We start from the raw sequence: 13,138 nt of genomic DNA, 5'->3' as shown, positions 1-13,138 counted from the left end.
GTCACCTCATGACACGGTGTGCGGAGGATTGTTGAGGAGTTCGAGCAGCCACCGCGCGCTCTGTCCGGCTCCGGGAGCCACGCCGGAGGGATCGGGGAACATACGGCCCCAGGACGCGGCGCGGCCCAGCGCGCTCAGGCGCCAGGCGGTCCCGACCGCGTGGCGGAGGTCGGCCGCCGTGCGGCCGGCGCCGGTCCAGGGCTCCAGATAGGCGTCGACCAGCCGGGGCAGCACCCCCGGCCCGTACCGGTCGACCGCTCGCTCGGCCGGTATCCGCAGACTGCAGAACGGGTGGGACACGGTCGCGTCGCCCCAGTCGAAGAAGGTGAACCGGCCCGGCGCCGGGCAGAACAGCTGGCCGTCGTGCAGGTCGGCGTGGTCGAGTGTGTCCCCTATGCCGAGGGCGGCGAGTTCGGCGGACCACTCGGCGACACGCGGCCGGAGCGCGTCGAGCCGCGCGCGTTCGTCCGGGCTCAGCGCGGAGGCACCGTCGAGCAGCCTGCCGAACACCTCGGAAAGGTCGCGTGTCCGGGCGGCCGGTACGCCCAGCCGCTCGATCTCCCGCGCGTAGGGCAGCAGGGCGTGCTGCATGCGCGCGTACCGGCCGAGCAGGCTCTCCCAGACCCGCGGGGCCACGGGTTCCCGGGCGAGCAGGTCGCGGAACAGTTCGCCCCCGTCGGGCAGCAGTGTCCAGCCGCGCCCGGCGTCGACGGCCAGCGGCTTCAGCACGTCCTCGGGCACCCAGCGGGCCAGCGCGGCGGTCAGCGGGCCCTCGAACGCGGCGGCCGGCGGACTCGCCTTGAACCAGACCACGCTCCGCCCCTCCACGGGCACCCGCACCAGCACGGACCACGGCCGCAGCCGCACCCGAAGCCCGCCGGTCCCGCGCAGACCGTGCGCCGCGAGTCCGTCCTCCACCCAGCCGAGGGCGGAGGCGCGCCAGGTCTCCCGCTCCCAGGGAGTCACCGCGTCCGGGTACGCGCCACGGTCCAGGATCATCGAGTGTGGTTGCCGCATCGCGCCATTCCAGCAGCCCGGACGACCGTGGGACCACTGATTTGCGTGCGGCGCCGACCGCGATCGTCTCTGCCCGGCCAAGGCGGCGATCGAGGGAGCTGGCCTCCTTTCGGTGGGTCAGCCCCCCATCAGCCGCGTCGGGAGAGGCCCTACTTCAGAGCGACCGAGTCGCCGGTCGCCGTCGCCGAGCCGGTCGTCGCCGTTCCGGTGAAGTGCCAGCGCCAGGTGCCGGAGGTGTTCGCCGTGATCGTCGCCTTGAGCTTGCCCGCGCTGTCTGTGGTCACCGTCTTGACGGTGATGTACGCCGAGGCGCCGGACCTCTTGAACTGCAGGGCGACCTTCTGGGCGGCGAAGCCGGTGTAGGTGTTGGTGTTCCAGTCGGCCCGGGTGAGGGCGCCGGTCACCGTCAGCGTTCGGCCCTTGGTCACCGGTTCGGGCGTCGCCTGGGTGGTTGCCAGGTTGGCGAAGCGCTTGATCTTCACGGTGGAGCTGCTGTCGAGGGTGTAGAAGTCGCCGTCCTCGGCGGCGGCCTCCACATCGAGGTGCCAGGTGCCGGCCGAGCTGTTGCGGAGGTCGGCGTAGTCGGTGAGGTCGGACTCGAGGCTGTACGTCCAGGTGCACTTCATGGTCGTCGATGTGGGGTGGCTGCACGTCGACGACTTCGCGTACTGGAAGCGGCTGTCGGAGCTCACCAGCTTGAGGCCGTACATGTTCCGGATGCCGGAGTTGTCCTTGGCGGTGGTGGTGACGGTCAGCTTCTGGGGCTTGCTGGTGCCGACGTTGACGGTGGTCTTGCTGAAGGTCACCGAGGTGAAGACGGTGTCGCCCTTGTGATCGTCCGCCTGCGCGACGGGCGCGCTGAGGGTGATCAGCGCCAGGCTGCCGACGGTGGCGGCCGCGGCCGTACGGATGTGCATGGTTCTCCAGGAACGGTGAGCCGGATCTCCGCTCTCGGAGTCCGGGCGAGCAGAAGACCATCCATGTGAGGGATTGGTTGTACGTGTCATCGCAAGCTCCGCGGAGCTGCCTCCTGCGCGGCACCTCGGCCACGGCACAGACGCTCAGGCGGGTGTCGCGAACCCTCTCCGAGTCGGCCCGCACTTCCGACGCGGTCCGGGCGCTGTGCGGCGAACGCCTGCCCGAGCAGCCGACCCGTCGCATGAAGGCGCCCCACGGTGCGACATACTTTCCTGATGAGTTCATCGGCTTCCCCGACCAGTCGGCCGATCACGATACGGAGGGCCGTCGCGCGAGATGCCAAACGGCTCACACGGCTCGTGCGTGGCTCAGGCGCCTACGAGGGCAAGTACGCAGCCGCAGTCGAGGGCTACCGGGTGGGCCCTGATTACATCGAGGCCCACCGCGTCTTCGTAGCCGTCGGCGCCGACGCGCAGGGAGGCCAGGTCCTCGGGTTCTACTCGCTTGTCCTCGCCCCGCCGGAGCTCGACCTGCTGTTCGTCGCCGACGAAGCGCAAGGACGGGGGATCGGGCGACTGCTCGTCGCGCACATGCAGTCCGAGGCCCGTGCCGCCGGGCTCGAACGCGTCCTGGTCGTGTCGCACGTTCCCGCCGAGAACTTCTACCACCGCGTCGGCGCGCTGCGGATCGGGACCGCGCTCGCGAACCCGCCCGCCGTACCGTGGGACCGGCCCGAATTCGAGTTCCGCATCCCTTCGGAATGACGACTCGGGGAGTTCCCGGCCCGGGTCACGTCGGGCGGAGGTCGAGCCTCCCCGGAACGTTCAGGATCGGCCGTCCCGGCGGCCGAGCGGGCGCCGCCGGGACAGCCTCATCGTAGGCATCGTCATGGGAGCGGACATCCGCCCCAGGAATTCGACGACCACGGATTCCCCCGGCATTCACCGGGGCGAAGGTGTGTTCAGCGCACGGGGAAGCCGAAGGAGTACCCCTGCTGCTTCAGCCAGGAAAGCAGGGTGCGCAGGGCGGCCACGGTCTGTGAGCGGTCGCCGCCCGCGTCGTGGAAGAGGATCGTCGGCCCGTTGGTCAGTTCGGTCTTGACGGTGGTGACGATGGCGTCGGTGCCCGGCCGCTCGAAGTCCTTGGAGTCCACGTTCCAGCCCAGCGGCCGCATCCCGCGCTCGGCCGCGAGGTGCCGGCTGTACGGGGTGAAGGCACCTCCGGGCGCGCGGTAGTACATCGGCCGCACACCACCGGACGCCTTGGTGATCTGCTGCTCGGCCTTCAGGATCTGCTGCTTCTGGTAGGCCTGGGACTTGGTGTCCATCGTGGTGTCGTGCGACACCGTGTGGTCGCACAGCCGGTGCCCGGCCGCGACCACTTTCTTGACCAGGTCCGGGTGGGCCTCGGCCTGGGTGCCGACCATGCAGAACGTGGCCTTCACACCGTTGTCGCGCAGCAGTTGGAGCACCTGCGGCGTCCACTGCGGGTCCGGGCCGTCGTCGATGGTGATGTTGACCGCGTGCGCGCCCTTGTCCGAGGAGTGGGCGATGACGGGGGAGACCGCCGCCGGCTTCGACGCGGCGGGCCGCGCCCCCGCGTTCGTTCCCGACCCGCCGCCCGTCTGCCCGGCCTGCGCGGTCCACACCGAGGTGGCGGCGGCCACCGCGGTGACCCCGACCGCCGCCGCGGCCACCCGGCCGTACCATCCCCGCCCGCCACCATGCCGCGCCATGTCCGCCCCGCCCCTGTGCCGTGTCCGTCGGTTCATTCCCGTGCATCAGTCAGGACGGGCAGAAGGGAACCGGGGATCCCTCTGTTACAGATCACGGACAATTCCGCGGCGCTTCCGCGAAGAACCCCCGGCGGGCTCGGCCTCCGGGGGCCAAGTGCCGGTAACAGGCGGAGCCAGGCGCTCCGTTGCGGGAGGCTCCCGGTCCGTGGGTCCACCCGGCGAGGGGCGGCGCAGGGCCCGGGTCTGCCGGGAGTGGGCATCGGCCGGCCGTACGGCCCATCGGCCCGCCGTACGGCCGCACGTGCCGACGCGGGCCTCAGCCTCGCGGTTTCACGAGCGTGGCTGTCTTACCTGTGATCGACGAAGTGAGAGTGCCGCTGACCTGGCGCGATGGAACCTGTTCAGAGTCCTGGCGCGGTCAGGAACGCTGCACTTCTCAGGTGAAGAGGCATATCGGGTCCTACACGCGTGTGCGGGTGACCGGTGCCCGGCAGGAGAACCTTCTGCCCGGGGTCACGCTTCGTAGCGGGCAGCTAGGGTTCGTGCCGTCTCGGCGATGCGGCTGCGTAGTTCGGCCGGTGCCAGGACCTCGACATCGGCGCCCAGCCGCAGGAAGGCTCGGTGGGCGTGGTCGATCGACTCGATGGGTACGCGGACCTCCGTCCATCCGTCACCCGTGGGTGTCACGCCGAGGCGGCGGGCGCCCTCCGGGGTGAGCCGCACCAGGGCGTCCGCGGTGTGCAGTCGCGCTCGGAAGTCGGCCAGATAGAGGTTCCAGTATCCGGCCAAGTCGAACCCGTCCGGGACGACGAACTCTTCTTCCAGCGACCGGATTTCGAGGATCTGGTCGACTCGGTAGGTGCGGATCCCCGACGGCCCACCGGCGACCAGGTACCAGCGGCCGGCCTTGAGGACGAGCCCGTACGGCTCCACCCGTCGCTCGATCTCCTCCGGCGCCCGCCAGCGCCGGTACCGCAGTACCACCGCCCGCCGCGCCCACACCGCGGCGGCGACCACGGCCAGGTGAGGCACTTGGTCGACGTCGCCGTACCAGCCGGGGGCGTCGAGCAGGAAGCGTTCCTGGATCTGCTCGGTGTGCTCGCGCAGCTCCGCCGGAAGGGCGGCCCGCAGCTTGAGCCGGGCGGAAACGAGCGCCTCGCCGAGGCCGAGTTCGGCGGCGGCGCCGGGGAGTGCGGCGAGGAACGCGGCCCGCGCCTCGTCCACGGTCAGTCCGGTGAGCCGGGTCCGGTAGCCGTCGACCAGCCGGTAGCCGCCGGCGTGGCCGGCGGCGCCATACAGCGGGATACCGGCGGCACCGAGCGCCTCGACGTCCCGGTAGACCGTCCGGACGGAGACCTCCAGTTCGTCGGCTAGCTGCCGGGCCGTCATCCGGCCCCGGTTCTGGAGCAGCAGAAGCAGGGTGACCAGCCGGCTCGCACGCATGCGGCTCAGTATCCACTGACAGTGGATGTCAGCAGACCGGCCCTAACCTGCTGCGCATGGACGACAACTGGACCATGGACCTCACGCGCACCGGGCAGGCCACCGCATGAGCATCGTCGAACTCCGGCAGTACACCCTGCATCCCGGCGCCAGAGAGACGCTGATCGAGCTGTTCGAGCGCGAGTTCGTGACCGGTCAGCAGGCGGTCGGTATCACCGTCGGCGGCCGGTTCCGCGATCTGGACGACCCGGACCGCTTCGTCTGGCTGCGCGCGTTCCCCGACATGGCGCACCGCCGGCGCGCGCTGGAGGCGTTCTACACTGGCCCGGTCTGGCGGGAGCACCGCGACACCGCGAACGCCACCATGATCGACAGCGACGACGTCCTGCTGCTGCGCGGCCCGGGCTTCACGCCGGAGCCGGGGACGAGTGAGGTGCTCGCGACCGTCTGCCATCCGACCGACGCGGCCGACTTCGACACGTACGCCGCCCGGCACCTGGGCCCCGGGCATGCACTGCACCGCACCGAGCACGCCGAGAACGACTTTCCCCGCCTGCCCGTTCGCACCGGGGAGGATGTCCGGATCTGGTTCGGCCCGGCCGAACCGGCACCCTGGCCGACCCAGCGGCTGCGGCTGGAGCCCGTGAAGCCTTGGCCTCGGGCTTCACCTGGAGTCCGTCCCGATCATGGGCGTGAACCCGGAAGTGCCTCCTGAGCTGGGACGATGAACCGGTGCGCGGCTACTGGCTGATCTGGCTGATGCCACCGGGCTGACCAGCTCGTACTCCACCGCGCCGAGTCGACTGCGGATCTGGCCGTGCTGCGGGACCAGAGCGAAGTGTTCGGCCCCGTCGCCTCTACACCGACTGCCTGGCGGCTGCTGGCCGCCGTCGGCGAACGTGTACTGGACCGTCTGCGCTCAGCCCGGGCCCGGGCCCGGGAAGTGGCCTGGCTTCAGGCATCCGAGACTCGCTGCGGCACACCGGCGGCGAAAGCCGGCGGACGGGAAGTGCCCGGCCTGGTCCTGGACATCGACGCCACACTGATCACCTGCCACTCCGGGAAAGAGCAGGCCGATTTCACCTACAAGGCAGCTTCGGCTTCCACCCGCTGCTGTGCTTCCTCGCCAACACCGGCGAGGGCATGTCCGGACGGCTGCGGCCCGGAAACGCAGGCACCAACACCGCCGCGGACCACATCGCGGTACTGGACGACGCTCTTGCGCAGATCCCCGACGCCCACCGGCACGGCACCGACATCCTGATCCGCACCGACAGCGCCGGATCCGCGAAAGCCTTCCTCACCCACGTCCGAAAGCTACGTGCACGCGGAGTCCGCACCTTCTTCTCGGTCGGACACGCGGTCACCGAGCCGGTCCGCCGAGCGATCCGGGCCCTGCCCGAGCAGGTCTGGCACCCCGCCCTGGATCAGGACGGGACACTGCGCGAATCCAGAACACCGAAATCACCCCGCCGGACCTGACGGCAGACGATCTGTGACGCCTCATCACCTCAGCCGAAACGCCGAGGTCAGTCCTTCGTCACCTCGTGGGCGGTGCGCTCCGGACGCCGGCGCAGTTCCGTACGGGGGACTTCTCCACCGCATACGCCGGCCCCTCGCCCGCGTGCGGCGTCACCAACCTCCGGCGAGCCGTTCGCATCCGTGTCGTTCCCGGGTGTCCTGAACAGCCCGGTCGCCCGGCTGCCCTGTGAGACAGCGGAGGGGCCTTCGCGGAGGCCGAAGGCGCGGGCACCGGTCTGCCGGTGGGGTGTCCGGCGCAAGATCAGGGAATTCACTTCCATGCGCACGATCCGGCCACAGTCGGGTCAGTCAGGCGATCATCTCTGAGAAGAGCGCGAACACACTCCTCTTCGAGAGCGCCCGTTCACGTCGACGAGGGACGGTGCCGCAGCTCCGTAGGCTCTCGAATCGCCCCATTGGCCGGTTTCCATCGGCCACTGACTACAGTGCGTGGCCTATCCGGTCGAGCACCGTTTATCCCTCAGAGGGAAGTTCACGCCGCGGCAGGGAGATCTAGTGAAAGACGTCGGATCGGTGCGTACTGCCGTGCGCCGGGAAGATGAGTCCGGTTCCCGCGCCTTCCAGGCCAGCGCGAGCATCGTGCAGGCGGGCTTCTACTCCTGGGAGATCGCCACAGGCGAGGTGAGTTGCGATCCCCTCACCCTCGCGCTGCACGGCATGCCCGAAAGCGGTCCGTCGGACATCTCGAGCTTCCTCGCCGCAGTGCACGAGGCGGATCTGGCCGACGTGCGCGACGGCTTGGGACTGATAGCGAAGTCCTGCGGCAACTACCAGATCGAGTACCGCGTCACCTCCGACGACGGCCGGCACCGGTCCCTGGAAGCCCGGGGCCGCGTCCTGCCCGGCGCCGACGGGCTGCCGGCCCGCATGGTCGGAGTGGTCATGGACACCACGGCCGTGCACGAACGCCACGAGGCGGAGAGGCGGCGGTTGTACGAGCGTGCGACCCGTGACCGGTGGATGCGGGAGCTGACCGCGGCTCTGGCCGTCGCGGTGACCGTCAAGGACATCATGGCCGCCGCACAGGCGGGATTGCGGGTCTTCGGGGCGGACGCATTGGCGGTGATCGCTCTGGAGGGGAACCGGCCGACCGTCGTCGCCTCGTGCTCCGACGACGAGCGGGGTGAGAACTCCCTGCAGGTCCCAGACGCCACGGCCCGCACCCTCGTGTGGCAGTCGCTCGACCGTGGGGCGCCCGTTCTCATCGGCTCTGCGGACGCGCTTACCACCGCTCATCCACACCTGGCACCCCTCGCGCCGTCGGCCTCGCAGGCATGGGCGGCACTGCCGGTCATGGACTCGCGCGGCGGCGTCAGTTCCTGCCTCGTCAGCTTCCCCGAGCCGCAGGAGTTCCTGCCCGAGGAGCGGGCCCTCCTGGTCGCCGCCGTGGGACTGCTCGCCCAGTCACTGGAGCGGGCCGGCATGTACGAGTCGGAACACGCTCTTGCCACCGAGCTCCAGCACGGCATGCTGCCGCGCGGGCCGCTCACGGTGCCGGGTGTGACCATCGCCGCCCGCTACCAGCCCGCCACCTCCGGCATGTGGATCGGTGGCGACTGGTACGACGCCATCAGTCTGCCCGACGGCGGCGTCGCTCTGGTCATAGGGGATGTACAGGGACACAGTGTTCACGCAGCGTCCCTCATGGGGCGGCTGCGTACCGCCGTACATGCCTACGCGAACGAAGGACACCCGCCCGCGGCCGTCCTGGAACGCACCAACTGCCTGCTGGCCGAGCTGAACACCGATCCGGACACGGCCCTTTTCGCCACGTGTTGTTACATGGCGCTCAACCCCTCCGATGGAACGCTCCGGGTGTGCCGGGCGGGTCATCCGGCACCGGCGCTGGTCACACCCCGCAAGCCACCGCGCCTCCTGGAGGTCGCGGGCGGGCTCCCTCTGGGAATCGACCGGGAGCAGCGGTACCCGACCACCCGCCTGCGCATCGCTCCGGGCAGCGTGCTCGCGCTGACCACAGACGGCCTGCTCGAAGCCGTGAACAAGGACATCGACCAGGGCACCGCGAGGTTCCTCGAAGGCTTGCGAGGCGCTGCCACGGCGGACCTGGAGACCGTTGTGGACGACCTCCTCGCCGGTACACGGAAGGATCACAGCCCGGGGGACGACGTCGCCCTGCTCCTGGCCCGGCTGCATCGGCGCGGCCACCGCGGCTGACCCGCTCCTGGCCCACCTGTTCACAACGGGCCTGATTCGCCGTTTACTTGCGTCAGCGCACAGCGGAACTCGCCCATTCCCTGCGGTGCCGGCCCGCCAAGAGCGATATGGCACCGGAGAAACGAAACCTCTGCCGAACGCCATCACCAGGCAGGGTGCTTACGTCGGTGGCCGGGGCTGCCTGGTCATGGCGCCATGCGGCCTCGGGCGTGCCGCATCGGCGATGTGACTAAACGTCAGGAACGGCAGAGAAGCACCGGAAAGTGAGCTGACGTATGGATAAGTTCCGGATCCCGGACCTCTACGCACCCGTACCGGCAGCGCTCAATCCGCAACTCCGGGCGGCCACGGCGGCCACCGAGGTGTGGCTGGACGAGTTCCGTCTCGCGCCCACCGAGGAAGCACGCCGGCATGTGCATCGCACTCGCGTGGACCGGCTCACCGCGTGGTTGTGCCCGAACGCCTCACAGGAGGCACTGACACTGATAACCCAGTGGAACGCGTGGCTGTTCCAACTGGACGACCAGTTCGACGACGACCCGGTGCGGGGATACCAGCCCGAGCGGTGGCAGGAAGCGTTCGGCCCCTTGTTCGCAGTCTTCGACGGAACCGTCATGGCTGGGCGGCTGGCGCGCTCCCTGGCCGATCTCTGGCGTCGTACGACGGCTGTCCGTTCTTCCGCATGGCAACGCAGATTCATCCCCCACCTGCTGTGGTATTTCGACAGCTACCGGGCCGAAATGATCTATCGGGAAGAAGGACGCATACCCGGCCTGCACCAATACCTCGCCCACCGACGCGCCTCGTTCGCGTTCGACGCCGTCCTGGACCTGGTGGAAATCGCCACCGATGTGAACCTGTCCGACCGACTGCACGCGAACCCGGCCTTCGCGGACATGCGAGAGGCGGTGATCTATGCGAACGCCTGCGTCAACGATCTCTATTCGCTGCCCAAGGAACTCGCGCACGAGTATGCGTTCAACGCCGTCACGGTGATCAGCCACCATCACCGGTGCGACCTTCAGGAGGCGGTGGATCGAGTGGCCGTCATGCAGGCCGGCTACGTCCAGCGCATCATTGACCTCGAACAGGTCCTGCCCGGGCGTCTAGCGCGTTCGGGGCTCGCCGAGGACGTCGTCGACGACGCACTGCGCTGCGTCAGGGATTTCCACGCGCTCACCGCCGGGAACGTCGCATGGTCGAAGGAGACCGGGCGCTATGCACAGGTGGAGGCCGAACCGACCTATCTGACAGACCTGTTCACGCTCTAGAGGGCAGCTGCGGCGAGGAAGGGGAGACAGGGCCGATGGGGGCTGTGTACTACCGGGCCAAGAGTGAGAGCGGCGACCACATCGACGACCCGTCCGAGGACGCGCTGTTCATGCTGATCGAGGACCTCGACGACTCGGACAACACGTTCGTCGTCATCCAGCCCGATGACGACGACCCGGCTTGGTTCACCTCCGTCGCGGTCCTGGACGAAGGCGGCTATGAGGTCGTCCGGCGCGACACCACCCGCCGTGAGCATGACGTCATCGCCGAGACCAGCATCGATCGGATCGCCCGAGACCTCACGATCTGGATGGCCGCCCGCGACTTCCCCGGACGGCCCACCCAGCACACCAGCAACTTCTAAAACACGGCCTAGTCGAACCACTCGGTGCCGGAGGCGTCGCCGAGCTGCTTGCGGCCGTCGGAGTGGTCGACATGCCGGCGGTCGTCGTGCGGCCACCGGGTACAGGACGCGCCGCCTCGGCAGAGAGCCCGCAGTAGCCGGCCGCCCTGCTCGCCGACGCCGCAGCTATCCGACCCTGTGCGAGATCAGGCGCGCCAGGCGGGCCCTGGCGTCTGAGTTGCGCCGGTGAGTGGGCAGCGGACAGCCCTTAGCGCAGCGGCGAACGGAGGTCTTCATGTACCCCCACACCCGTTGTCGGGTCCATGGGCCGTGGTGTAGGGCGAGTCGGTGGCAACGAACCCCTAGTGACTTGGCTGTCACCGCGGTGTGACAAGCCGTCGGCAACTGTGCTGATGGCCGACCAGCCGTACCCGGTTCTGGGTCATCACAAGATGATCACGTATCTTCCACGGCGTTCATCTGTCGTTCATGATCGATGCATGAGGTCGACCGTTACCGTCGTCGGGCCGCCGCTGTGCGGCTGTGCCTGGCTGTACGCAGGAATGCTGACAGTCAGAGCACGTCCCGCACCGAGGTGAACGGCGCAGCGGCTTCGTGGGTCGCGTGTCCTGCCGATCGAGCCGGACACCGTCGGTAGGAAAACGGCGTCCTCGCCCCTCGAAGCTGCCCCCGGTCTCCAGCCGCGAGCGAGCCGGTGGCGTGGCCTGGACTGTCCACGGCTGTTACATGGCTGCGCGAGCGGCGTCGAAGCAGGGTCTGGCAGGAGGCCCCCCTCGTAGCTCGCCGTGCCAACTTTCCACGCGAAGCCTGGAATCGACAGCACAACGAACAATCGGGAGCGGACTGCACTCCAGGCCGTGCGCACGCCACGGCACATCTGGTGCGCGCCGTGACCTGGCAGAAAGAGACATCTCATGGATAAGCGCATTGCCATGTCCATTGCCGCCGCGCTCGGAGTCATCGGCTTGGTGGCTCCGGCCGCCTACGCCGACGGCGGCGCCGGTGACACCGAGATCCTCGGTGTGACCGTCAACAACGGCTCCAGTGTGATCATCGGCACCACATACTCGAAGTCGTTCGATGTGGAGATCGACGCCTACGACGATTCGGGCCTGTTGTCCGCGGACACCGACCTGGACGGCCCCGGCGCCGGGTACGCCAGTGACGAGACCATTTGTGAAACCGACTACTCATGCACCCACACGTTCACCTTCGACCCCCGCGTCGACCTGGACAACAGCCAGGCCGGCACGTGGTACGTCGGGTCCTGGGTGGATGCCATCGATGACGACTACCGCTGGGACGAGCGCATCGACAGCTTCCGCCTCAAGCGCGCGAGCACACTGACGACGAACGCGTCGCCCGAGCCGGTGCGGAAGGGCAGCACTCTTACGGTCACAGGAGCGCTGAAGCGCGCGAGCTGGGACGACTACAAGTACCACGGCTACACCAGCCAGCCGGTCAAGCTGCAATTCCGCAAGAAGGGCAGCAGCACCTACACGACCATCAAGACAGTGAAGACCAGCAGCACGGGTGCGTTGAAGACAACGGTCACCGCTTCCGCTGACGGCTACTGGCGGTGGAGTTTCGCCGGCACCACGACCACGAGCGCCAAGACCTCGGAGAGCGACTTCGTCGACGTGCGGTAGCGCCCGCGTCAGGCACGGGCCGCCATTCGACCAACGGTGTGGGCCCGACCGGTTCGCCGGTCGGTGTCACACTGCGTGCAGCGTCGGCCTCGCGCGTTGGGGTGCGGTCGTCCGGCGGACGTTCGGCGCACAGCCGAGCCGGCAGCCATCCGCCCTGCACGGGATCTGCTGCCGGCGAGTGCGGACACCGAAGGCTACGGCCGGCCCAACACCGCCTCACCGCTTCTCTCCCTCGATGCGGTCGACAAAGCCGACACCAGCCGACTGGCTCGGCCCCTGCTGCCCTGCCTCCCGCATGAACCCCTCGGTCACCCCGCCACGGCGTGGACCACACCCAAAGCCGGTGGTGGTGCCCACGGCGCGTCCGCCGTGGCGTGGGTCTGGGCGCGACCAACAAAACCAGTCCGGGGTAGCCCCGGGTGCAGGTGGTGGATCGTTACGGGCCGCGGGTGTCCGCGGGCGCCCAGATGCGCTACCTCGTCAAGCAGCTCAGGGGCACCCGGGCGGTGGCCGAGCTGCTCGGCGTCTCCCAACGCACCGTGGAGCGCCACGTGAAGGACCAGATCCGCCGGCCCCGCCCGGACCTCGCCCAGCGCCTCGAGGACGCCGTCCGCGCCCGCCGGCAGCCCCCATCCGCGAACAAGCCCGACGCCAGGCCGCCACCTCCACCGGCCTGATGATCGACACCCGCGCCCGGTTCGGATTCACCGCCGCACCCGGCACCACCGACGACGCCCGCCTGCGCCACCTCACCCGCGCCCTGTCACCCGAGTACGGCGCATGCCTCTTCGACGCCCAAGCCGCCGGCGCCACCGAACAGCAGCTGCGAACCATCACCGCCGAAGCCCTCGGCGAGGTCTACTTCCGCGACAATGGCCGCCGCCCCCACGGCCTCGAGGTCGAGCTGACCGACGTCGAGCAGCTCGACTTCGACCTGTAAGACCTCCGATGGGCATCACCCGCGGGTTTCCGTATGCGGTCGGCGCCCACTACGCCTCCTCCTGTGCGGGAGCTACCCCCGCG

General features: G+C 69.2%; 10 protein-coding genes and 2 pseudogenes. 8 read left to right on the top strand and 4 right to left on the bottom strand.

Annotation, left to right across the window (positions count from 1 at the left end; all coding sequences use genetic code 11):
* Positions 1-6: 6 nt before the first annotated feature.
* Positions 7-1,017, bottom strand: a complete 1,011-nt coding sequence (locus BLW57_RS04605) for a phosphotransferase (RefSeq protein ID WP_256339383.1) — start codon at positions 1,015-1,017, stop codon at positions 7-9.
* Between the two features lie 149 nt (positions 1,018-1,166).
* Positions 1,167-1,934: a hypothetical protein gene (locus BLW57_RS04600; protein WP_093472334.1), complete on the bottom strand. Its 768-nt coding sequence runs from the start codon at positions 1,932-1,934 to the stop codon at positions 1,167-1,169.
* Positions 1,935-2,210: 276 nt separating this feature from the next.
* On the opposite strand from BLW57_RS04600, the gene BLW57_RS04595 reads away from it, so the two are divergent.
* Positions 2,211-2,699, top strand: a complete 489-nt coding sequence (locus BLW57_RS04595) for a GNAT family N-acetyltransferase (protein WP_093472332.1) — start codon at positions 2,211-2,213, stop codon at positions 2,697-2,699.
* Positions 2,700-2,896: 197 nt separating this feature from the next.
* On the opposite strand, the gene BLW57_RS04590 is transcribed toward BLW57_RS04595, so the two are convergent.
* Positions 2,897-3,670 (bottom strand): polysaccharide deacetylase family protein, encoded by a 774-nt coding sequence (locus BLW57_RS04590; RefSeq protein ID WP_093472330.1) that lies wholly within the window; start codon positions 3,668-3,670, stop codon positions 2,897-2,899.
* Positions 3,671-4,183: 513 nt separating this feature from the next.
* Entirely contained in the window at positions 4,184-5,113 is a 930-nt protein-coding gene (locus BLW57_RS04585) for a helix-turn-helix transcriptional regulator (protein ID WP_093472328.1), read from the bottom strand.
* 106 nt (positions 5,114-5,219) lie between these two features.
* Here BLW57_RS04585 and BLW57_RS04580 point away from each other — a divergent pair, with 106 nt between their 5' ends.
* The 7 genes and pseudogenes from BLW57_RS04580 to BLW57_RS04550 all read left to right on the top strand — a co-directional run bounded on the left by BLW57_RS04580 (position 5,220) and on the right by BLW57_RS04550 (position 13,055).
* The gene (locus BLW57_RS04580; protein WP_093472326.1) at positions 5,220-5,828 is read left to right on the top strand and encodes an NIPSNAP family protein; all 609 of its coding nucleotides are present in this window, start codon (positions 5,220-5,222) and stop codon (positions 5,826-5,828) included.
* Positions 5,829-5,844: 16 nt separating this feature from the next.
* Positions 5,845-6,562: pseudogene (locus BLW57_RS04575) on the top strand (transposase); the annotation flags it as partial.
* 618 nt (positions 6,563-7,180) lie between these two features.
* Positions 7,181-8,830 (top strand): SpoIIE family protein phosphatase, encoded by a 1,650-nt coding sequence (locus tag BLW57_RS04570; RefSeq protein WP_093472325.1) that lies wholly within the window; start codon positions 7,181-7,183, stop codon positions 8,828-8,830.
* A gap of 275 nt (positions 8,831-9,105) precedes the next feature.
* Positions 9,106-10,101, top strand: a complete 996-nt coding sequence (locus BLW57_RS04565; protein WP_093472323.1) for a terpene synthase family protein — start codon at positions 9,106-9,108, stop codon at positions 10,099-10,101.
* A 35-nt stretch (positions 10,102-10,136) separates the two neighbouring features.
* On the top strand, positions 10,137-10,466 hold the full coding sequence (locus BLW57_RS04560; RefSeq protein WP_093472322.1) for a hypothetical protein: 330 nt from the start codon (positions 10,137-10,139) through the stop codon (positions 10,464-10,466).
* Positions 10,467-11,380: 914 nt separating this feature from the next.
* The gene (locus tag BLW57_RS04555; protein WP_093472320.1) at positions 11,381-12,115 is read left to right on the top strand and encodes a calcium-binding protein; all 735 of its coding nucleotides are present in this window, start codon (positions 11,381-11,383) and stop codon (positions 12,113-12,115) included.
* Between the two features lie 419 nt (positions 12,116-12,534).
* Positions 12,535-13,055, top strand: a pseudogene (locus BLW57_RS04550) (XRE family transcriptional regulator).
* Positions 13,056-13,138: the final 83 nt, after the last annotated feature.

Source organism: Streptomyces sp. 1222.5 (assembly GCF_900105245.1).
GTDB lineage: Bacteria > Actinomycetota > Actinomycetes > Streptomycetales > Streptomycetaceae > Streptomyces > Streptomyces albidocamelliae.
The sequence above is the reverse complement of the archived record's forward strand: the minus strand, read 5'-3'. Positions and strand labels throughout refer to the sequence as shown.